Here is a 21,107-nt window from a genome sequence, read left to right as displayed (position 1 = left end):
GGCCGCTTCAGTCGTAGAAGTGACTGCGGCCTTCGGGCTGGCGCTTGAAGCGGCGGTGGATCCACAGGTACTGGGTGGGGGCTTCGCGCACCATGGCTTCGATGGCGGCGTTGACCTGGGCGGTGTCTGCAACCGCGTCGTCGGTGGGGAAGTCGGGCAGGGGCGGTGCGATCTTCAGCACGTAGCCGCTGCCTTCACGCCGATGGAAAAATGGCACCACAGCGCAACCGGTCATCCGTGCGAACTGATGGGTGGCGGTGATGGTCGAGGCCTGCATGCCAAAGAACGGCACGAACACCGAGTCCTTGCCGCGCATGTCCTGATCCGGCGCATACCAGAGAACGCCGCCTTTTTTCAGATGACGCACGGTGGCGCGGATGTCTTCGTTGGCGAACATCGCACAGGCGTACTTCAGCCGCCCGCTCTTCACCGCCCATTCCATCACCGGGTTGCGGTACTTGCGGTACATGCCGGCCAACGGCACATGATCGCAGAGCAGGCGGCCGCACATTTCCAAAGTCATGAAGTGGCCTGACACCAGCAGCACACCGCGGCCTTCGGCCTGCAGTGCCTTGAGATGCTCCAGTCCTTCCCATTGCACCTGCGGGCGGATCACGTCGATCTTGCCCCACCAGGCGCGGGCAAATTCAAATATCCCAACACCGAGTGCGTCGAAGCTGTCGCGCAGCAGTCGTTGCCGCCAGACCTCGTCTTGCTCCGGGAAGCACAGCTTGAGGTTGACCTCGGCGGCATGACGGCGGCTGCGGGCCAGATGCAGGGCCAGCCAACCAATGCCGCGGCCGAGAGCGCGTTGCAGTGTCCATGGTAGGCGCGCGGCGATGAAGGCGACGCCAAGCCAGGCAAAGGTAGGCCAATGACGTGGTTGCAGCAGCGACGGCCGGGTGGCAGTGGAGGGTGAATCGGACATGTGTCGATTCTAAGCCACACGGGTGACGGCAAGAGCATGGCAGGGTTTGCTGGAGTGGGTGGGGATGTGGAGGCTGGACTGGGGCGGGGCTCTGGAGGCGAAGGCGAACAAGCAAGAGCAAAGGCAAAGGGACCCCTCCTCAATCCTCCCCTGCGCTGCGCGCAAGGGAGGAAGGTAAGCAAAGTCACCCCTCCTCGATCCTCCCCTGCGCTGTGCGCAAGGGAGAAGGCGAAGCGTAGGCAGTGCGACAGCTCGGTTGGCAGCCCTTCGTCTCACGCAGTTCCGGTGTTCTCCCGTATCCTTCGCCGATGCGTAAGGATCCAGTCGAATTTCTGCTGCGCGGCGTCTATTCCGTCGTGCTCTATCTGTTGCTGCCCATCACCGTGTACCACCTGGTGTGGCGCGGGTTCCGCGTGCGCGAGTATTTCCGCCGCTGGGACGAACGTTATGCCTCCTACCCGGAAAGTGGCGGTCAGCCACGGGTGTGGTTGCATGCGGTGTCGGTGGGCGAGGTAAATGCGGCGGCGCCGCTGGTCAATGCTTTGCGTGCGCAGCGTCCGGATATCCGCTGGATCATCACCACCATCACTCCGACTGGTTCGCAGCGGGTGCGCGCGCTGTGGGGCGATGCGGTCGATCATGTGTATCTGCCATATGACGTGCCCGGCAGCGTCAGTCGTTTTCTGGGCCACTTCCAACCCAGTCTGGCGCTGATCCTGGAGACCGAGTTGTGGCCGAACATGTTGTTTGGTTGCCGCGATCGCGGCATTCCGGTGTACATCCTCAATGCCCGCCTGTCGGCGCGTTCGCTGAAGGGCTACCGGGCGTTGAAGGCGCTGGTTGGTCGCGCGCTGCGCACGGTCACCTGTGTGGCGGCGCAGTCGCAGGCCGATGCCGATCGCTTCATCGAGCTGGGGGCGATGCCTGAGCAGGTGCAGGCCTTGGGTAATCTGAAATTCGATATCCATCCGCCGGATCCGACGCAGGTGTTGCAGGCATTTCATCAGCACGTGGCGACGACGCGGCCGATATGGATTGCCGCCAGTACCCATGAAGGTGAAGAACAGGCAGTGATCGAGATCCACGCTCGCTTGTTGAAGCAGCATCCGGATGCCTTGCTGCTGTGGGCGCCGCGTCACCCCGAGCGCTTTGCCAAGGTGGAAGCATTGGCGCGTGAAGCGGGTTGGCGTGTGGCCACGCGCAAGGCACAGCAATGGCCGGGTGCGGATGCGCAGGTATTCGTGATCGACACGCTGGGCGAGTTGATGGCGTTCTATGCCTGCGCGCAGGTAGCGTTTGTCGGTGGCAGTCTGCAGGCCATCGGCGGCCACAATCTGCTGGAGCCGGCTGCGATGGGGACCGCGGCAGTTACAGGCCCGCACCTGCATAATTTCGCCGAAATTTCGCGGCGGATGGATGAGGCTGGTGCTTTGTGCATCTGTGCTGATGCGACCGAAGTGGGTGCAGCCGTGTCGCGGTTGTTGCAGGACGAAGTCGAGCGCGAGCGCATGGTGCAGGCGGGACGTGCACTGGTCGCCAATGGCCGTGGCGCGCTGGAGCATACGATTGCTTTGATCACACCGCAGTTGCCGCCTCCTAGTGAGTCCGCTGCGTAGCTGCTTACCCGGTGCGATGGTGCTGTCGACTGTCTGTGGGAGCGGCGTCAGCCGCGAAGCTGACCTTGCTGAAGCCCTTGGTTCCTGTGCCATCTGATGATGCCCCTGCTTCGCGGCTTACACCGCTCCCACAAGTGACCGGTGCCGGCCGGGATGGCACGGGTATGCACAGTGGGCCAGCGGACTTCCATGCAGAGCCGGGAAGACCTGCATAACGCTGTTTCCAGTGCGCGCTACGCCTGGCTGGGCTACGGTGCCGACGGCAATATTGAAGGCTGCCACTACCGAGGACTTTGTGCCCGGAGTGTTGCCACGTCATGTCCGGAGTCTTTGCCGGATCATGATTTCGCTGCACTTTCGCAGCGATCAAGGAGGATGTGCGATGTCGATGAATGTTTCGCCGAAACTGTTGATCCTTGGTGTCTTGGCTACGGCGTTGGGTGCTTACTCTGCTCCTGCATTGGCTTCCTATGCTCATATAACAGCTTACGGCACAGGAGCAGGCGGCCCTGTCCTGGGCGAACCAAAGCGCAGCCCTTGCGTGTGCCCAGCAGGGTGGGAGCCTGGTCAGCACTTCTGTGTTTATGTCCCATCAATACCTGACGGGGGGATGGGATGTTGGTGTAGGAGGTACGTGTTTCATTTATCCATAAAAAACGGGCCCGAAAGGGCCCGTTTTCTGTAACTGCCTATTACTGCGGATTGCTTTTACAGCTTGGAGCTAGCATCTACTGTCAACAGACGGTTGATGTCCTGGACTTCATTGATTTCCAGATCGCCGATGGCCTGGCTCAACTGCAGGCGGGCCAGCAGGAAGTTGTAGCGCGACTTCGCGTACTCCACCTCGGCAGCGAACAGGGTCTTCTGGTTCTGCACCACGTCCAGCACGGTGCGGGTGCCGACTTCCAAGCCGACCTGCGAGGCGTCATAGGCGCTCTTTGCCGAGACCACGGTCAGGCGACGTGCTTCCACTTCGCTGATGCCGGCGACCAGTGCCTGGTAGGCATTGCGGGTATTGCGGTCGAGGGCACGCTTCTGCTGTTCGAAGGTGTCCTGGGCGATATCGCGACGGGCCAGCGCCTGGCGCACGCCGGACTGGGTCGCGCCACCGGCAAAGATCGGCACGTTCAGGGTCAGACCGATTGAGTTGGTGGTGGCATCAGGGCCCAAGGTGGAACTGCCCACGCCGTCACCCCAGCGTGCGCTCTTGCCCCAGCTGCCGCCCAACGACAGGGTCGGGTAGTGACCGCCGCGCGCGGCAGACACGTTGGACTCCGCTGCGCTGACCTGCAGTTCCTGCGACTTCAGCGCCGGGTTGCGCGAGACCGCATCGGTCACCAGCTGGTCGACGTTGCCACGGTTGGCCGGCACTTCCGGGCGGAAGTCGACCGGCAGGCCGCGTACGTCGCGCACCGGCTGGCCGGTCAATTCGGTCAGTGCCTGGTAAGCGTCTTCCAGCGCGTTGCGGGCAAGGATGGTATCGGCACGCGCCTGATCGTACTGGGCACGGGCTTCATGCACATCGGTGATCGGCGCCAGGCCCACTTCCAGGCGCTTGTCGGCGTAGTCGAACTGCTTCTTGGCAGCGGCTTCGTTGGTCTCGGCAGCGGTCAGTGATTCAATGCCAACCAGTACGTTGAAATAGGTGGTCGCGGTGCGCACCACCAGTTCGTCGTTGGACGACTCGAGGTCGAAATCAGCAGCCTTGCTGACGTCACGCTGCGCGCGCAGGTTGGCGAACTGGCTCCAGTTGAACAGGGTCTGGCTGCCGTTGATGCCGTAGGTGCGGTTCTTGACGGTGCTGCTGCCGCTGATGTTGTCGTTCGAGGTGCGGGTGCGGTTCAAAGAAGCCTCACCGCCGATCTGCGGCAGCAATGCCGCACGTGCCTGCACCTGGCCTTCCTTGTTGATCAGGCGCGTGGATTCAGCCGCAGCCAGCTGCGTATCACCGTTGCGGGCCATCTCGTAGACCTGCAACAGGTCGGCGGCATGGGAAGTCAGCGGAGTGAGGGCGACTGCCAGCGCAAGGGTGAGGGATCGGCGGATCATTGCGGCTTCCTTGGACGGTTTTAGAGTTGGAATTGGGGTGCGGGCGCAGCGCCCTGCAGGTAATCAAGATCGGTTTCGAACAGCGAGGCAACGCTGCCGTCGGCCTGGACCAGCACCGCTTCCATCACCGGCGAGACGCCGCGGATGGCAAACAGACGGCCGCCGGTGCGCAGCAGCTTCAGCAGTTCCACTGGAACGGTTTCTACCGCACCGGTGATGCAGATGGCGTCGAACTGACGCTGGCTCTGCCAATTCAGGCCGTCGGCCACTTCAATGCGGACATTGCTGCCCAGCTTGGCGGTGTCCAGGTTCTGGCGGGCACGCTCGGCCAGCTCCGGCTGGATTTCCAGGCTCAGCACTTCGCGCGCCAGTTCGCCCATGCAGGCGCTCAGGAAGCCGCTGCCGGTGCCGATTTCCAGCACTTCGTCGCTGGGCTGCAGATCCAGCGCTTGCAAGGTACGGCCTTCGATGACCGGCTTCATCATCTTCTGGCCATGACCCAGCGGCAGCTCGATATCGGCATAGGCCAGAGCGCGGTGCGATTCGGCAACGAATGCTTCGCGCGGCAGGCGGGCCAGCACGTCCAGCACGCGGACCTCCAGCACATCCCAGGGCCGGATCTGCTGTTCAACCATCATTTCGCGGACGTGGGAGTAATCGATCGTCATGGGAAGCTCATCATTCCAGCGCAGTGGGCCGGCCATTTTACCGGTTACCAGACACAAAGTACGGGCCCAACATTGCGGCGAGGGCCGCGTTGGACGCAGTGCCGGAAGTCATTCGCACCTCCGGTTCATTCAGCTTGCTGGCGCGGGGCGCAGGCCCGGAGGAAAAAATCAACGCTGGCGGCGATATGCACGTCGGCATTGAGCGGATCCGGGGCGGCGCACAGGCCACACATCATATGCGCATGGACCTCGCCCTTGATCAGGCAGAAGAACTGCCGCGAGGCCAGGGCCAGGTCGTCAATGGCCAGCTGGCCACGGGCAACGCGGGCACCGAGAAATTCGGCCAAGGCGGTCTCGGTACGGGCCGGGCCGGCCTGCCAGAACATCTGCCGCACCCGGTCATCAGTGTCCGGGGTCATCATCATGCGTTGGGTGGCAATGGCCGCATCGCTGCTGATCAGGGCAAAAAACGCGTGGCCGATGCCCAGCAACTGGCTGCGTAGCGGTGCCTCGTTGTCGGTGACAAACAACTCGTCGGGCATCATTTCCATGCACTTGGCCTGGATCGCCTCGCTGAACAAGGTGTCCTTGTCGCCAAAATGGCTGTAGACCGTCAGTTTGGAGACGCTGGCACGGGCGGCGATCTCGTCCATGCTGACGCCGTTGAAACCCTGCTCGATGAACAACTCCTTGGCCGCGTCCAGGATGGCCGCGCGCTTGCCCAGGTCCTTGGGGCGCCCCGGACCGGAGCTGCGTGGAGCCGCTGTCGCGGGCGCTGAGGAGGGTTTTTTCGGAGACATCAGGTAATACTAGACCAGCTGGTTCGATATTTATACTATACCGATGCGTTTAGTAATGGCGGTGAAATCCCGTCCCCTCTCTCCCCTTGCGTCAGCGACCTTATTTATGACCCACCTTCGATGGATTGGCTGTTGCCTGCTGTTGCCCTTGCTTGCTGCCTGCGGCAAGCCTGAAACCGCGCCTGTACATGCTGTACCCGTGTTGGTGGAGCACCCGGCCGGTAATGGCGGGGTGGCGGTCGGCGCCTATCCGGGCGAGGTGCGCGCCCGCGAGGAAACCGCATTGTCCTTCCGGGTCGGCGGCAAGTTGCTGCGACGTGAAGTGGATGCCGGCCAGCGGGTTAGCAAGGGCCAGTTGCTGGCCGAACTCGATGTGGCCGACTACAACCTGCAGGCGCGTGCGGCGCAGGCACAGTTCGCTGCGGCCGAGGCTGATCTGGTGCGTGCCCGCGATGAGCACAAGCGCTACCAGGCGCTGGCCAGCCAGCAGCTGGTCAGCCAATCCGCGCTGGACGCGCAGACTGCGGCATTGAAGGCGGCGCAGGGCCAGGCCGATGCGGCGCGAGCCAATCTCGATGTTGCGCGTAATCAATCCGGCTACGCCCAGCTGCATGCGCCGGAAGGCGGCATGATCGCCAGCCGCGAGGCCGAGGCCGGGCAGGTGGTTGCCGCTGGCCAAACCATTTATACGTTGGCTGCTGATGGCGCGCGCGAGGTTGCCATTGCGCTGCCGGAAAGCACGATCCGCGATTTCAGCGTTGGCCAGGCAGTGCAGGTTGAGTTGTGGAATCAGCCGGGCAAGCCCTTGTCAGGCAGCATCCGCGAGATTGCTGCCGCTGCCGATCCGCAGGCGCGCACCTATGCCGCCCGGGTCAGTCTGGCTGCCGATGCATTGGACGCCGTCGAACTCGGGCAAAGCGCGCGGGTGTTCATCGCCCACGGTAAGGATGGTGTGATGAGCGTGCCGCTGGCGGCGGTGCAGGCCGGCAAGCAGCCGCAGCAGGCCAGCGTCTGGGTGGTGAACCCGGGCGATGGCAAGTTGCAGGCGCGCGCAGTGACGCTGGGTGCTTATGGCCCGGAAAGCGTGCCGGTGTTGCAGGGTTTGAAGGCCGATGATTGGGTGGTTGCCGCCGGCGGACATCTGCTGCGCGAAGGGCAACAGGTGACTGCCGTGGACAGGAGCAACCGCCCGGTGCTTGCGCCCGCCGCTGCATCCGCAAAGAAAGGGGAGTGAGGCGTGAAACGCTTCAATCTCTCCGAATGGGCGCTCGGTAACCGCCCGCTGGTGCTGTTCATGATGATCGCGATGGCGATCATCGGTGCCTGGTCGTACAAGCACCTTGGGCAGTCCGAAGATCCACCGTTCACCTTCAAGGCAATGGTGGTGCAGACCATGTGGCCCGGTGCCACCGCCGAGCAGGTGTCCAAGCAGGTCACCGAGCCGATTGAAAAAGCGTTGATGAACACCGGCGAATTCGAATTCATCCAAGCCTATTCGCGCCCGGGCGAGTCGCAGGTGATCTTCATGGCGCGCGACTCGATGCCGTCCAAGGACGTGCCCGAGCTGTTCTACCAGGTGCGCAAGAAAGTTGGCGACATCCATTCGCAGTTGCCTGCAGAGGTGATCGGGCCGTTCTTCAACGACGAGTTCGGTGACACCTTCGGCAATATCTATGCGCTGACCGGCAAGGGCTTCGACTATGCGCTGATGCGCGACTACGCTGACCGCATCCAGCTGCAGCTGCAGCGCGTGGATGATGTGGGCAAGGTCGATCTGCTCGGTCTGCAGGACGAAAAGGTGTGGATCCAGCTGTCCAACACCAAGCTGGCGACGTTGGGCGTATCGATGCAGCAGGTACAGCAGGCGCTGGCTCAGCAGAATGCGGTCGCCCCGGCCAGCTGGTTCGAAACGCCCACTGATCGCGTGCAGCTGCGTGTAAGCGGCCAGTTCACCTCGGTCGAAGACATCCGCAACTTCCCGATCCAGGCCGGTGATCGCACCGTTCGCCTAGGCGATATCGCTGAAGTGAAGCGCGGCTTCGCCGATCCGGCCTCGGCCAAGATGCGCTTCATGGGCGAGGACGCCATCGGTATTGCCGTGGCGATGAAGAGCGGTGGCGACATCCTCAAGCTTGGCAAGACACTGGACAGCGAGTTCGAGCAGCTGCAGAAGACGCTGCCGGCCGGTATGCAGCTGCGCAAGGTTTCCGATCAGCCGCACGCAGTGAAGGAATCGGTGGGCGAGTTCGTCAAGGTGCTGACCGAGGCAGTGGTGATCGTACTGCTGGTGAGCTTCTTCTCGCTGGGTTGGCGCACCGGTCTGGTAGTGGCGGTGTCGATCCCGCTGGTGCTGGCGATGACCTTCTTCGTCATGCATCAATTCGACATCGGTCTGCACAAGATCTCGCTGGGCGCCTTGGTGCTTGCGCTGGGTCTATTGGTGGACGACGCGATCATCGCGGTGGAAATGATGGCCACCAAGATGGAGCAGGGTTACGACCGTCTGCGTGCGGCCAGCTTTGCCTGGACATCCACCGCTTTCCCGATGTTGACCGGCACCTTGATCACCGCGGCCGGCTTCCTGCCGATTGCCACGGCTGCATCCAGCACCGGTGAATACACACGTTCCCTGTTCCAGGTGGTGACCATCGCGCTGGTGGTGTCGTGGATCGCCGCGGTGCTGTTCATTCCGTACCTGGGCGACAAGATGCTGCCGGACCTGCACAACCCGCAGCCGCCCAAGCCGGGCAGCATCGCCGGGCGATGGCACGCCATGCGCCTGCGTTGGGCTGATCGCAATCCGGCCGTGGCCAACCTGATCAAGCCGAAGGAACTGGCGCACGACCATGACCCTTACAAGAGCGCGTTCTACCAGCGCTTCCGGGTGTTCCTGGACGCCTGCCTGCGTCGTCGCTGGCTGGTGATCCTGGCCACCGCCGGGCTGTTCGTGTTCTCGCTGGCGATCTTCCGTTTCGTACCGCAGCAGTTCTTCCCGGATTCGACCCGGCCCGAGCTGATGGTGGATATCGAACTGGCCGAAGGCGCGTCGCTGACCGCCACCCAGGCACAGGCGCAGAAGTTCGAGGCGCTGATCAAGGGGCACAAGGGCGTGGCCAACTTCGTCGGTTATGTCGGCAATGGTTCGCCGCGTTTCTACCTGCCGTTGGACCAGCAGTTGCCGGCCACCAACTTCGCCCAGTACGTGGTGCTGGCCGAGGACACCAAGGCGCGTGAGGAACTGCGTGATTGGCTGTTGAAGGAGGTCGTGCCGAAGTTCGGTGACGTGCAGCTGCGTGTGACCCGCCTTGAGAACGGCCCGCCGGTTGGCTACCCGGTGCAGTTCCGTATTTCCGGCGAGCATATCGAGCGCGTGCAGGCGATCGCCGCGCAGGTGGCGGAAAAGGTGCGGCAGAACCCGCATACCACCAACGTCAACCTCAATTGGAGCGAGCCGAGCAAGGTGGTGCGCCTGGTCGTGGACCAGGACCGTGCCCGCGTACTGGGTGTGAGCAGTGCGCAGATCGCGCAGTTCCTGACCAGCTCGCTGTCGGGCATGAGCGTGAGCACCTACCGCGAAGGCAATCGCCAGATCGGTATGTTGCTGCGTGGCCCGGATGACGAGCGTGCGCGCCTGGACATGCTGGGCAGCCTGTCCATCCCGACTGCCAGCGGTAAACCGGTGTCGCTGTCGCAGGTGGCCAAGCTGGAATATGCCTTTGAAGACGGCATCATCTGGCACCGCGACCGCCTGCCGACCGTCACCGTGCGCGCCGACATTGGCGACAGCATGCTGCCGGTAGGCGTGGTCGAGCAGATCGTGCCGACCCTGAGCGATATCCGCGACGCCCTGCCCAGTGGCTACCTGCTGGAAACCGGCGGCACGGTGGAGGACTCGGCGCGTGGCCAGAATTCGATCAAGGCCGGCATGCCGCTGTTCCTGGTGGTGGTGGCGACGCTGCTGATGGTGCAGCTGCGCAGTTTCTCGCGGGCGGCGATGGTGTTCATCACCGCACCGCTGGGCATCATCGGTGCAACCTGGTTCCTGCTGCTGTTCCAGGCCCCGTTCGGCTTCGTGGCGATGCTGGGCACGATTGCCCTGGCCGGCATGATCATGCGCAACTCGGTGATCCTGATCGACCAGATCCAGCAGGATATCGACGCCGGCCACGATCGTTGGCACGCAATCATCGATGCAACCGTGCGCCGCTTCCGGCCGATCGTGCTGACCGCGCTGGCGGCGGTGCTGGCGATGATCCCGTTGTCGCGCAGTGCCTTCTACGGCTCGATGGCGATCTCGATCATGGGCGGGTTGATCGTCGGCACGGTGCTGACCCTGGTGTTCCTGCCGGCGCTGTATGCGGCCTGGTTCCGGGTGCGCCCGGACGAGGCCAGTCACTGAAGGCTGGCCTTGGGTGATCCGTCGTCGCTGCGCTTGACGAGAAGCCGGTCGTAAGGCCAGCCGTAAGATTCGACGACGGATTTCACGGTTGAGATGGTAAATTGTCGCGTCGGCGGGGGAGCCGACGCGACCTGCGGAGGCGGGTTTGTACAGACGCCAGAGGATTACTGACGCCACAGCTGCATGGTTTGCAGGCCGAAACCGGCTGGCGGCGGGGTTGTGTGCGCTGCTCGTAACAACGCTGCTATGGGCCTTGACCCTGCCGCTGGCACAGGCCTCGCGGCATACCGTGGCCGGCTGGGGCATGGAGCAGGGCTTGCCGCACAACCTGGTGCAGTCGGTGGCACAGGGCAGTGACGGCTTCATCTGGCTGGGCACCTGGGAAGGCGTGGTCCGCTTCAACGGCCGCAGCTTCACCGTATTTGATCGGCAGAACACACCGGGCGTGGAGCTGTCCGGTGTGCTGAGCATCCTGCCCGAAGCCGATGGCGCGGTGCTGTTCGGGACCATTTCCGACGGCGTCTATCGCTACCACCGCGGGCGTTGGGAGGCCTTGGGCGGTGCCGATGCCCGTCATCTATCGGTTACCGCGCTGCTGCGGGATCCGTCTGGCGATCTGTGGATTGCTGCCAAGGACAGGCTGCTGCGCTTGCTGTCGTCCGGGCAGCTGCTCGATGCCGGCGCTACGCTGGGTCTGCCCGAAGTTCCGGTCACCGCGCTGCGCCTGACGGCCGACGGCGCGGTGCTGGTGGCTACCGAAAAAGGTGTCTACCAGTTGCAGCAGGGACGCTTGGTGCCATGGAACGATACTGCTGGTTGGGTGGTGCGTGACCTGGTCGATGATGGCAACGATGGTTGGGTGGTTGCTGCCGACGACGGTGTTCATTGGCTGCATGGTGATGGTCAACGGCAGCATCTGCTGCCTGGCGAACGCGTGGATGCGGTGCGGCGTGACGCCAAAGGCGCGTTGTGGCTGAGTCTGTCAGCTGGCCGTTTGGTGCGTTTGGCAGGAGGCAAGACCGAGCGGATCGGGGTTCCCGGGCAGGTGAGCCCGGCCTTGTTGATCGACCGCGAAGGTCTGGTCTGGGCAGGCAGCACCGATGGCTTGTTCCGCATCGATGAGGGCGCCGCGCGCGGCCTGACCACTGAAGACGGCTTGGGATCGGACTATGTGCGGGCACTGATTCAGTCCGACAACGGCGATGTCTGGATCGGGCATTCCGAAGGCCTGAACCGAATGCGCGGTGATGCAATCAGCGCGGTGCGATTGTTGCCTGGCACTGGCCGCGACGCATCGGTGCTGGCCTTGGCTGAGCGAGGCCCGGGCGTGTGGGCAGGCACCTACAACCAGGGCGTGCTCGGCCTGGATGTGGCCGGTCGGGTCGTGCAACGGATCAGCTTGCCCGGCACCGTGCAGCCATTGATCCGCAGTCTGTTGAGCGAAAGCGATGGCGGTCTGTGGATAGGCAGCTCGGAGGGGCTGTTCCATTCCCAGCAGGGCAAGCTGCATCACTACGGGCTGGAGGAAGGTCTGCCGGGGCTGGCAGTGCACGCGCTGTACCGCGACGCTGCCGGGGTACTCTGGATAGGTACCAACGGCGGTATGGCGGGGCTGGGCAAGGACGGCAAGCTGCAGACGTGGTCGCCCGATGTCGGTTTCCCAGCGCGCTATGTTTTCGATTTCCTTGGCGACGACAATGGTGACCTGTGGATCGCCAGCGACCACGGATTACTGCGCAAGCGTGGTTTGGACATCATTGCCTTCGATCACCGCAACGGGCTGCCGCGCGACAAGGTATTCCGGGTGATCGATGATGGCGCCGGTCATCTGTGGCTGCCCAGCAATCAAGGTGTGTTCCGGCTTGATCGCAGTGACTTGATTGCGGTGGCGGCCGGCGCACGTACGCATCTTGCCGTGCAGGTACTGGACCATACCGATGGCATGCCCAGCAGTCAGGGCAATGGCGCCTCGTCCCCTGCAGGATGGCTCACGCGCGAAGGCGAATTGTTGTTCCCGACCGGCGGTGGCTTGGCGGTGATCGATCCGCAGCGGGTCGATGGCAATACGCGCTTCCGCAAGTTTCCGGTGGCCATCGAGAATGTGGTCATCGATGGTGATCCACAGCCGCTACGCAGTGCATATTTCCTGCCCGCCGGCGTGGATCGCATTGCTGTGGCCTACGCCGGCTTGGGCTTCCGCGCGCCGGACAAGATGCGTTACCGCTATCGACTGGAAGGTTTTGATGCCGATTGGGTGGATGCGGGTAGTCGTATCGAAGCGATCTATACCAATCTGCCGCCAGGAAAGTATCGGTTGCGTATCCAGGCGATGTCATTGCCGTTGGATTGGGAAAATACCAATCGTGGCGGCGAAGCATTATTGGACCTGGAGATCGCTGCGCCGCTATGGCAACGCCCGTGGGTACGCTGGTTGAGTGCTGTTGCCGTACTCGGCCTGATTCTGCTGCTGGCAGGTTGGCGTGCGGCAAGCTACCGGCGCGGGCAGCAGCGTCTGAGTAGCGAGATCGCCGCACGCACCCAGGAATTGAGCGAGAAGAACCGGGCGCTGGAACAGGCCGACTCCGAACGTGCAAGTCTATTGCAGCGTCTGGAGCATCAGGCGATGCACGATCCACTCACCGGCCTGCCCAATCGGCGTGCCGGCGACGCCTATCTGCAGCAGGCGCTGCAGCGCGCCAGTGCCGAGGGCACGCCATTGAACGTGGCGCTGGTGGACGTGGATCACTTCAAGCAGATCAACGACCGCTACGGCCATGATGCCGGCGATCAGGTGCTGCGCGACATTGCCAGTCTGTTGCAGCTACGGCTTGGCAAGGAGCAGTTCGTGGCGCGGCATGGCGGTGAGGAGTTCCTGGTGGTGATACACGGCATATCGCTGCAGGAGGCGGTGGCGGTGTTGCAGGAACTGCGGACCCGCCTTGCACGGCTGCGCTTCGAGGACGTGGATGCCGAGGTCAGCGTCACCGTCAGTATCGGTGTAGCAGCTTTGGGGCCAGGTCAGGCTGACGGGCGCACCTTGTTGGCGGCGGCTGACCGGCAGCTCTATCGAGCCAAACGCGAAGGCCGTAATCGAGTGCTGTCGTAACGACGGCGCCCGCAGGCGCCGTCAGTTTCGATTCTTGCGCAGGCTGGATGACTCAGTACAGGCCCTGCGCCAACATGGCGTCGGCGACCTTGACGAAGCCGGCGATGTTGGCGCCGTCCACGTAGTTGACGCTGCCATCGGCACGTACGCCGTGCTGCACGCAGTTGGCGTGGATCTCTTTCATGATCACATGCAGGCGTTCGTCGACATCGGCATGGCGCCATGACAGGCGCAAAGCGTTCTGGCTCATTTCCAGACCCGAAGTGGCCACGCCACCGGCATTGCTGGCCTTGCCTGGCGCGTACAGGGTGCCGGCCTGCAGGAACACATCCACTGCTTCCAGCGTCGACGGCATGTTGGCGCCTTCGGCAACGCACAGCACGCCGTTGTGGACCAGGGTGCGTGCGTCGGCTTCGTCCAGCTCGTTCTGGGTGGCGCAGGGCAGGGCGATATCGGCCGGGATATGCCAGGGGCGACGGTCGGCGAGGAACTCGAAACGGGCATCGTCGGCCAGCTCCGACAGGCGGCCGCGACGTTCGTTCTTCAGTGTCATCACTTCCTGCAGGGCTTGTTCGTCGAAGCCATCGCGTGCGTACAGGGTGCCGCCGGAGTCGGAGAAGGTCAGCACCTTCGCTCCGAGTTCGCTGGCCTTGATTGCCGCGTACTGGGCGACGTTGCCGGAGCCTGATACCAGCACCTTGGCACCGTGGGTCTGGCGCTTGGCGTGGTGCAGCATCTGCTCGACGAAGTAGACCGTGCCGAAGCCGGTAGCCTCCGGTCGCATCAGGCTGCCGCCAAACGCCAGGCCCTTGCCGGTGAACACGCTGGAGGCGTCGTTGCTGAGCTTCTTCATCATGCCGGCCATGAAGCCGACCTCACGTGCGCCAACGCCGATGTCACCGGCCGGCACATCTGTATCGGGACCAAGGTGGCGATACAACTCCAACATCAAGGCCTGGCAGAAGCGCATCACTTCGCCATCGCTCTTGCCCTTGGGGTCGAAGTCCGAGCCGCCCTTGCCGCCGCCCATCGGCAGGGTGGTCAGCGCGTTTTTGAAGGTCTGCTCGAAGGCCAGGAACTTGAGGATGGACAGGTTCACCGATGGGTGGAAACGCATGCCGCCCTTGAATGGACCAATCGCCGAGCTGTGCTGCACACGCCAGGCGCGATTGACGTGGGTTTGGCCCTTGTCATCGGCCCAGGCGACGCGGAACTGGATGACCCGCTCCGGCTCGACCAGACGTTCCAGCAACCCATATTGCGTGTACTTCGGGTTCTGCTGCAGGAATGGCCACAGGCTGTGTGCCACTTCCTTTACCGCCTGCAGGAACTCGGATTGGTTGGGGTCGCGCTTGGCCACATAGGCCAGGAAGTCGTCGGGGGTGCGGTAGTTCAAAGTCATTCCTTTGTTGGTGCGGGACTTGAAGTGACAGGTCCAATGAAGAAACGGCGTGGTATCCACCTGGCGGGAACAGCCCGCGAAAAAAAGACGCGGCCAAAGGCCGCGTCCGGTTACATCAGTTCAACTGCGCAAGTACGGCTTGGCCGGCTTGCTGGGTATTGAGCGCCTGTCCCTGCGCGGCGAGGTCGGCGGTGAAGTGACCGCCGTCGAGTGCGGCGCTCACCGCTTGTTCGATCGCGGCGGCTTCCGCCTCCAGCCCCAACGAATGGCGTAGCAGCATCGCCGCGCTGAGGATGGTGGCATAGGGATTGGCGATGCCCTTGCCGGCGATATCCGGGGCCGAGCCGTGGATCGGCTCGTAGATGCCGACCTTGCCTTGTTCGCCCAACGAGGCGGAAGGCAGCAGGCCCAGTGAACCGGCCAGCATCGAGGCCTCATCGGTGAGGATGTCGCCGAACATGTTCTCGGTGACGATCACATCGTAGACGCGCGGCTTGGCGATCAGATGCATGGCCATGGAATCGACCAGCTGGTGCTCCAGTTCCACATCCGGGAATTCTTCGCGGCCAATGCGTGCGGCGATGTCACGCCACAGGCGCGAGGTTTCCAGCACATTGGCCTTGTCCACCGAGGTGAGCTTGCCGCGACGCTGTTGGGCCAGACGGAAGGCACTACGCAGTACGCGCTCGATCTCGACCACGGTGTAGCGGCACAGGTCGCTGGCGCTGTCGGCATCGCGACTCTTGTCGCCGAAGTAGATGCCGCCGGTCAGTTCGCGCACCACCACGAAGTCCACGTCCTTGAGCAGTTCGGGCTTGATCGGTGAGGCATTGAGCGCGGCCGGGTGGGTGCGCACCGGACGCAGGTTGGCGTACAGGCCCAGTGCCTTGCGGATCGCCAGCAGGCCTTGCTCCGGGCGCACCTTGGCGTTCGGGTCAGACCACTTCGGGCCACCGACGGCGCCGAGCAGGACCGCATCGGCCTTGCTGCAGGCGTCCAGGGTGGCAGCCGGCAGCGGCTCGCCGTGGTTGTCGATGGCGATGCCACCGATGTCGTGTTCGCTGAAGCTGAAGCTATGGCCGAAACGGGCTGCGATGGCCTTGAGCACGTCGACGGCGACGGCGGTGATTTCTGGACCGATGCCGTCACCCGGCAGTACGACGATGTTGGCTTGCATGTAGGGGTTCCGGTTGCTGTTTGTTTTGTTTGAAGCCCCTCTCCCTGCGGGAGAGGGGTTGGGGTGAGGGTAGGGAGCTACGGTGCACTACTTAACTGCGTGGCTTCGCCCCTACCCTCATCCGCCCCTTCAGGGCACCTTCTCCCGGAGGGAGAAGGATTGAAGCATCACGCTGCGCGCGCAGCCTCATACCGCTCGATCTCATCGACCCGGCCCAACAGCCAGCCCAGTTGATCCACGCCCTCCAGCAGGCAGGTCTGCGAGAAACCATCCAGCGGGAAGCTATAGGTCTTGCCGCTGGAAGTACGCAGCTCGCGCGCCGCCACATCCACGGTCAGCTCGTCGTCCGGGTTCTGCATCAGCGCCTGCACATCGGCTTCGTCCAGCACGATCGGCAGCAGGCCGTTCTTCAGCGAGTTGTTGCGGAAGATGTCGGCGATCTCGCTGCTGACGATTGCCTGCAGGCCCAGATCGGTCAGCGCCCACGGCGCATGTTCGCGCGAGGAGCCACAGCCGAAATTGCGTCCGGCCAACAGGATGGCGCGGCCCTGGTTATGCGGCTGGTTGAAGGCGAATTCGGCATTCGGCGCGCCATCGGCCTGCCAGCGCCAGTCATTGAAGGCGTTCTTGCCCAGGCCAGCACGCTCGGTGGTGGACAGGAAGCGCGCCGGAATGATCTGGTCAGTGTCGATATTGGTCTGGCGCAGCACCACGCTGCGCGAGGTGATCGTGGTCAGTGCGGCCATCACGCCACCTCCTTGGCAAACAGATCGCGGGTATCGGCGACGCGGCCATTCACCGCCGCCCACGCCGCGCTCATCGGCGAGGCCAGCAAGGTGCGCGAGCCCGGCCCTTGGCGGCCTTCGAAATTGCGATTGCTGGTGCTGACCGCCAACTGGCCCGGTGCAACCAGGTCGCCGTTCATGGCGATGCACATCGAGCAGCCCGGTTCGCGCCATTCGGCGCCGGCGGCACGCACGATCTCGTGGATGCCTTCGGCCTCGGCATCGCGCTTGACGATTTCCGAACCCGGCACCACCAGCATGCGCACGCCAGCGGCGACGCGACGGCCGCGCAGCACCTGTGCCACTTCGCGCATGTCGCTCAAGCGGCCATTGGTGCAGGAGCCGACAAACACCACGTCCACCGGCGTGCCGATCAAGCTGTGGCCTGCTTCGAACTTCATGTAGTCCAGGCCCTTCTGCGCGGCGGCGTCATTGGCGGCCGGAATCGGCGCATCAACCGCAATCGCGGTGCCCGGGTGCGTGCCCCAGGTCAGGGTCGGGCGGATGTCGGCGGCATCGATCTGCACTTCCACATCGAAGCGTGCGCCTTCGTCGCTGTTCAACGACGACCAATACGCCACGGCCTTGTCGAAGTCGGCGCCCTTGGGGCCGCGCGGGGTCTTGGCGACCCAGTCGAAGGTGATCTGGTCCGGTGCCACCATGCCGGCGCGGGCGCCGGCTTCGATCGACATGTTGCACAAGGTCATGCGTTGTTCCATGTCCATCGCGCGGATCGCAGAACCACGGAATTCCAGCACGTGGCCGGTGCCGCCGTTGACGCCGATCACGCCGATGATGTGCAGCACAACATCCTTGGCACCCACGCCCGGCGCAACCGCGCCATCGACGGTGATCGCCATGGTCTTGGCTTTGCGTTGCAGCAGGCACTGCGTGGCCAGCACATGGCCGACTTCGCTGGTGCCGATGCCGAACGCCAGTGACCCAAACGCGCCATGCGTGGAGGTGTGGCTGTCACCGCAGACGATGGTCATGCCCGGCTGGGTGAAACCCTGCTCCGGGGCGATGACGTGGACGATGCCGCGGTTGGCCGAGGACAGGTCGAACAGCTCGATGCCGTACTCGGCGCAGTTCCTGGCCAGGGTTTCGACCTGCGCTTCGGAGGCTTTGCTGGCATACGGCAGCTTGCCATCCGGACCGGCCGGCAGGGTCGGCGTGGAGTGATCCATCGTCGCCTTGGTGCGGTCGGTGCGGCGCGGCTTGATGCCGCGCTCGCGCAGCTCGGTGAAGGCCTGCGGCGAGGTGACTTCGTGGATCAGGTGCAGGTCGACGTACAGCACGGCCGGCGCGCTGTCGCTTTCGGGAACGACAACGTGGGCGTCCCACAGTTTGTCGTACAGGGTTTTGGGTGCGGAGCTCATTGGTTCGTTCCGTTGCCTATGTTCTGCCGTCGCGCTCAGGCGCTGACGGCTTCCTCGGTGGTGCTGCTTTCGCGCTGGCGCAGCAGGCGGTTGGTGACATCCAGCCAGGCAAGCGCGCTGGCTTCGATGATGTCACGGCTGGTGCCGGTGCCCTCGAGGATCTCGCCTTCGTGACGCACGCTCAGGTTGGCTTCGCCGCGCGCATCGGCGCCGATGCCGACGCTGTGCACGTGGTAGCTGTCCAGGGTCAGCTGCACGCCGGTGGCCGCAGACAATGCCGAGAACAAGGCATCGACCGGGCCGTCGCCCTGCGCGGTTTCGGCGACGCGGTTGCCTTCCGGATCGGACAGTTCGACCAGCGCATTGGCGCGGCTGCCGACGTCGCTGATTGTCATCGAGGCCAGGCGGTAGCCGTCGCTGCTGGAGGTTCCCTGCATCAGGGTCTGCAGGTCGGCGTCGGTGACCACGCGCTGCTGTTCGCACAGCGCCTTGAACTGCTCGAAGATCAGCTTCAGCTCTTCCTCTTCCAACCAATAGCCCAGCGCACGCAGGCGTGCTTCGACCGCGGCGCGGCCGCTGTGGCGGCCCAGCACCATCTGCGAGGACTCCCAGCCCACGTCTTCCGGACGCATGATTTCGTAGGTGTTGCGGTTGCGCAGCATGCCGTGCTGATGGATGCCGGATTCATGGGCGAAGGCATTGGCGCCGACGATGGCCTTGTTGCGCTGGACCGGCATGCCGACCAGGCGCTGCAGCAGCTGCGAGGTAGGAACGATGCGCTGGGTGTCGAAGCCGGTGTCGAAGTTGTAGAAGGCGTTGCGCACCTTCAGCACCATCGCGATTTCTTCCAGCGCGCAGTTGCCGGCGCGCTCGCCGATGCCATTGATCGAGCCTTCCACCTGACGCGCACCGCCCTCGATGGCGGCCAGCGAGTTGGCCACGGCCAGGCCCAGATCGTTATGGCAGTGGGTGCTGAAGATGACCTTGTCGGCACCGGCGGCATTGCCGATCACGTGCTGGAACATCGCGCGGATTTCTTCCGGCGTGGTGAAACCAACGGTGTCGGGCAGGTTGATGGTGCGCGCACCGGCAGCGATGGCGACCTGGGTGACTTCGGTCAGGAAGTCCAGTTCGGTGCGGGTAGCGTCTTCGGCGGAGAACTCGATGTCATCCAGATAGCCGCGCGCCATGCTCACATGCTTGTGCACCGATTCCAGCACCTGCTCCTTGCTCATGCGCAGCTTGTGCTCACGATGCAGGGGGCTGGTGGACAGGAAAACGTGCAGGCGCGGGCGCGCTGCGGCTTCCAATGACTTGAGTGAGGTTTCAATATCGCCGGCCAGGCAGCGCGACAGCACTGCCAGGACCGGCTGTCGTACCTCGCGGCCGATCAGGGCCATGGCTTCGCGGTCGGACTGCGAACTTGCGGGGAAACCGGTCTCGATCACGTCCACGCCGAGTTCCGCCAGCGCCCTTGCCATCACCAGCTTCTGTGGTGGGGTCATGCTGCAGCCGGGTGATTGCTCACCGTCACGCAGGGTCGTGTCGAAGATGGTAATTCGCGGGGTGTTGTTGGTTGGAGTATTCACCAGAGGGTCTCCTCGACTGCGGCGGTAACGGAAATTTTGGGGGATTCGGATTTGGAACTGCGCTGTGTCGATGCAACGACACGGCTTCTAAGTCGTTCGGCGTTACGCCGTCGAGGTTTGCGTGGTGGGCTGGGGCGTACTTCAGACAACAAGGTCGACAATACCGTGGCATCGATGTTGCCGCCGGATACCACCGCACACTTACGCTTGCCGGAAACGCGGCGGCCTGCGGCCAGCGCCAGTGCGCCAGCACCTTCGGCGATGACGTGTTCTTCCAGCGCCAGCCGCACCAGGGTTTCGCGCAGCTCGGCTTCGCGCACGATGACCACGTCGTCGAGCAGGCTGGCGCACAGGCGACGAGTAAGGAAGCCTGGAATCTTGACCTTGACGCCATCGGCCAGGGTTGGCACAGGATCAACTTCGCGCACATCGCCTTTGATCGCGCGTGCCATCGAGTCCACGCCTTCAACCTGCGCGCCGATGATGCGTACGCCTTGGGACTTCAGGGCCAGGGCGACGCCGGAGGCCAGGCCACCGCCGCCGATCGGCACGATCACCACGTCCGGTGCATGCGGTGCCAGCTCGATGCCCAGCGTGCCCTGCCCGGCGATCACGTCGGGGTCGTCGAAGGCGGACAGGAAACGGTAGCCGTTCTGTTCTGCCAGCTCACGGGCGAAGGCGAAGGCTTCGTCGTAGCTGTTGCCGTGCTGGCGCACGGTGGCGCCCCAATGCTGGACGCCGGCAATCTTGGTGGCCGGTGCGCCATGCGGCATCACCGTGATCGCCTGCACGCCCAAGCGGTGCGAGGCCCAGGCCACGCCTTGGGCGTGGTTGCCGGCCGAGGCGCAGATCACCGGGCGCTCGTCACCGCGCTCCAGTGCAGCCAGCATCGCGTTCAAGGCACCACGCACCTTGTAGGAGCCGGTGCGCTGCAGGTTTTCGAGCTTGAGCCAGGTGCCGAAGCGTTCGGCGTAATGCAGCGGGGTAGGCGGCAAAAAACGGCGCAGGCGTGCCTGCGCGGCCAATACGTCGGCAACGCTGACGTTCAACGCGTCAGCGGGTGTTGCAACTGCGACGGCGCGGCCACGGTCAGGCATTTTTCTGCCGGGAATCGGGAGCCGGGAATCGAGAATGGAGGAGTACCGAGGGGCATTGAAGAAGACGCCTCCGTTGTGCACGCAGAGCTGCCGCTCGCTGGAACCTGCTATT

Annotated in this window: 14 protein-coding genes; 4 read left to right on the top strand and 10 right to left on the bottom strand. The window is 63.7% G+C overall.

Annotated features, from left to right (window positions below; all coding sequences use genetic code 11):
• Window positions 1–7: 7 nt before the first annotated feature.
• Window positions 8–928, bottom strand: coding sequence for an LpxL/LpxP family Kdo(2)-lipid IV(A) lauroyl/palmitoleoyl acyltransferase (locus ACVOLZ_RS12180; RefSeq protein ID WP_481516373.1), 921 nt, complete (start codon window positions 926–928; stop codon window positions 8–10).
• A 308-nt stretch (window positions 929–1,236) separates the two neighbouring features.
• Here ACVOLZ_RS12180 and waaA point away from each other — a divergent pair, with 308 nt between their 5' ends.
• Complete coding sequence (gene waaA / locus ACVOLZ_RS12175; RefSeq protein WP_481516372.1) at window positions 1,237–2,544, top strand: lipid IV(A) 3-deoxy-D-manno-octulosonic acid transferase; 1,308 nt, start codon at window positions 1,237–1,239, stop codon at window positions 2,542–2,544.
• Window positions 2,545–3,252: 708 nt separating this feature from the next.
• On the opposite strand, the gene ACVOLZ_RS12170 is transcribed toward waaA, so the two are convergent.
• The 3 genes from ACVOLZ_RS12170 to ACVOLZ_RS12160 form a co-directional block, all read right to left on the bottom strand.
• Entirely contained in the window at window positions 3,253–4,593 is a 1,341-nt protein-coding gene (locus ACVOLZ_RS12170) for a TolC family outer membrane protein (RefSeq protein ID WP_481516371.1), read from the bottom strand.
• Between the two features lie 20 nt (window positions 4,594–4,613).
• On the bottom strand, window positions 4,614–5,261 hold the full coding sequence (locus tag ACVOLZ_RS12165; protein ID WP_481516370.1) for a protein-L-isoaspartate O-methyltransferase family protein: 648 nt from the start codon (window positions 5,259–5,261) through the stop codon (window positions 4,614–4,616).
• A 125-nt stretch (window positions 5,262–5,386) separates the two neighbouring features.
• Window positions 5,387–6,061: a TetR/AcrR family transcriptional regulator gene (locus tag ACVOLZ_RS12160; RefSeq protein WP_481516369.1), complete on the bottom strand. Its 675-nt coding sequence runs from the start codon at window positions 6,059–6,061 to the stop codon at window positions 5,387–5,389.
• 106 nt (window positions 6,062–6,167) lie between these two features.
• On the opposite strand from ACVOLZ_RS12160, the gene ACVOLZ_RS12155 reads away from it, so the two are divergent.
• The 3 genes from ACVOLZ_RS12155 (at window position 6,168) to ACVOLZ_RS12145 (ending at window position 13,566) form a co-directional block, all read left to right on the top strand.
• Complete coding sequence (locus ACVOLZ_RS12155) at window positions 6,168–7,295, top strand: efflux RND transporter periplasmic adaptor subunit (RefSeq protein ID WP_481516368.1); 1,128 nt, start codon at window positions 6,168–6,170, stop codon at window positions 7,293–7,295.
• Between the two features lie 3 nt (window positions 7,296–7,298).
• Entirely contained in the window at window positions 7,299–10,460 is a 3,162-nt protein-coding gene (locus ACVOLZ_RS12150; RefSeq protein WP_481516367.1) for an efflux RND transporter permease subunit, read from the top strand.
• A gap of 253 nt (window positions 10,461–10,713) precedes the next feature.
• Entirely contained in the window at window positions 10,714–13,566 is a 2,853-nt protein-coding gene (locus ACVOLZ_RS12145; RefSeq protein ID WP_481516366.1) for a ligand-binding sensor domain-containing protein, read from the top strand.
• A gap of 52 nt (window positions 13,567–13,618) precedes the next feature.
• Here ACVOLZ_RS12145 and gdhA read toward each other — a convergent pair whose 3' ends face one another.
• The 6 genes from gdhA to ACVOLZ_RS12115 all read right to left on the bottom strand — a co-directional run bounded on the left by gdhA (window position 13,619) and on the right by ACVOLZ_RS12115 (window position 20,947).
• On the bottom strand, window positions 13,619–14,968 hold the full coding sequence (gene gdhA, locus ACVOLZ_RS12140; RefSeq protein ID WP_481516365.1) for an NADP-specific glutamate dehydrogenase: 1,350 nt from the start codon (window positions 14,966–14,968) through the stop codon (window positions 13,619–13,621).
• Between the two features lie 115 nt (window positions 14,969–15,083).
• Window positions 15,084–16,145: a 3-isopropylmalate dehydrogenase gene (gene leuB / locus ACVOLZ_RS12135; RefSeq protein WP_481516364.1), complete on the bottom strand. Its 1,062-nt coding sequence runs from the start codon at window positions 16,143–16,145 to the stop codon at window positions 15,084–15,086.
• 167 nt (window positions 16,146–16,312) lie between these two features.
• Entirely contained in the window at window positions 16,313–16,891 is a 579-nt protein-coding gene (gene leuD / locus ACVOLZ_RS12130) for a 3-isopropylmalate dehydratase small subunit (RefSeq protein WP_481516363.1), read from the bottom strand.
• The gene (gene leuC / locus ACVOLZ_RS12125) at window positions 16,891–18,309 is read right to left on the bottom strand and encodes a 3-isopropylmalate dehydratase large subunit (RefSeq protein ID WP_481516362.1); all 1,419 of its coding nucleotides are present in this window, start codon (window positions 18,307–18,309) and stop codon (window positions 16,891–16,893) included. Before leuC ends, leuD begins: the two co-directional genes overlap by 1 nt.
• A 35-nt stretch (window positions 18,310–18,344) precedes the next feature.
• Entirely contained in the window at window positions 18,345–19,898 is a 1,554-nt protein-coding gene (locus ACVOLZ_RS12120) for a 2-isopropylmalate synthase (protein ID WP_481516361.1), read from the bottom strand.
• Complete coding sequence (locus tag ACVOLZ_RS12115) at window positions 19,895–20,947, bottom strand: threonine dehydratase (RefSeq protein WP_481516382.1); 1,053 nt, start codon at window positions 20,945–20,947, stop codon at window positions 19,895–19,897. Before ACVOLZ_RS12115 ends, ACVOLZ_RS12120 begins: the two co-directional genes overlap by 4 nt.
• Window positions 20,948–21,107: the final 160 nt, after the last annotated feature.

The organism is Stenotrophomonas sp. STEN020 (genome assembly GCF_056760195.1).
The sequence above is the reverse complement of the archived record's forward strand: the minus strand, read 5'-3'. Positions and strand labels throughout refer to the sequence as shown.

Bases quoted from the DNA above. Each gene is read 5' to 3' on its own strand.
- ACVOLZ_RS12180 (WP_481516373.1), bottom strand. From the start codon at position 928: ATGTCCGATTCACCCTCCACTGCCACCCGGCCGTCGCTGCTGCAACCA.
- ACVOLZ_RS12165 (WP_481516370.1), bottom strand. From the start codon at position 5,261: ATGACGATCGATTACTCCCACGTCCGCGAAATGATGGTTGAACAGCAG.
- leuC (WP_481516362.1), bottom strand. From the start codon at position 18,309: ATGAGCTCCGCACCCAAAACCCTGTACGACAAACTGTGGGACGCCCAC.
- leuD (WP_481516363.1), bottom strand. From the start codon at position 16,891: ATGGCCGCACTGACCACGATCACCTCGCGCAGCGTGGTGCTGCGCCAG.
- ACVOLZ_RS12160 (WP_481516369.1), bottom strand. From the start codon at position 6,061: ATGTCTCCGAAAAAACCCTCCTCAGCGCCCGCGACAGCGGCTCCACGC.
- ACVOLZ_RS12155 (WP_481516368.1), top strand. From the start codon at position 6,168: ATGACCCACCTTCGATGGATTGGCTGTTGCCTGCTGTTGCCCTTGCTT.
- ACVOLZ_RS12170 (WP_481516371.1), bottom strand. From the start codon at position 4,593: ATGATCCGCCGATCCCTCACCCTTGCGCTGGCAGTCGCCCTCACTCCG.
- waaA (WP_481516372.1), top strand. From the start codon at position 1,237: ATGCGTAAGGATCCAGTCGAATTTCTGCTGCGCGGCGTCTATTCCGTC.
- gdhA (WP_481516365.1), bottom strand. From the start codon at position 14,968: ATGACTTTGAACTACCGCACCCCCGACGACTTCCTGGCCTATGTGGCC.
- leuB (WP_481516364.1), bottom strand. From the start codon at position 16,145: ATGCAAGCCAACATCGTCGTACTGCCGGGTGACGGCATCGGTCCAGAA.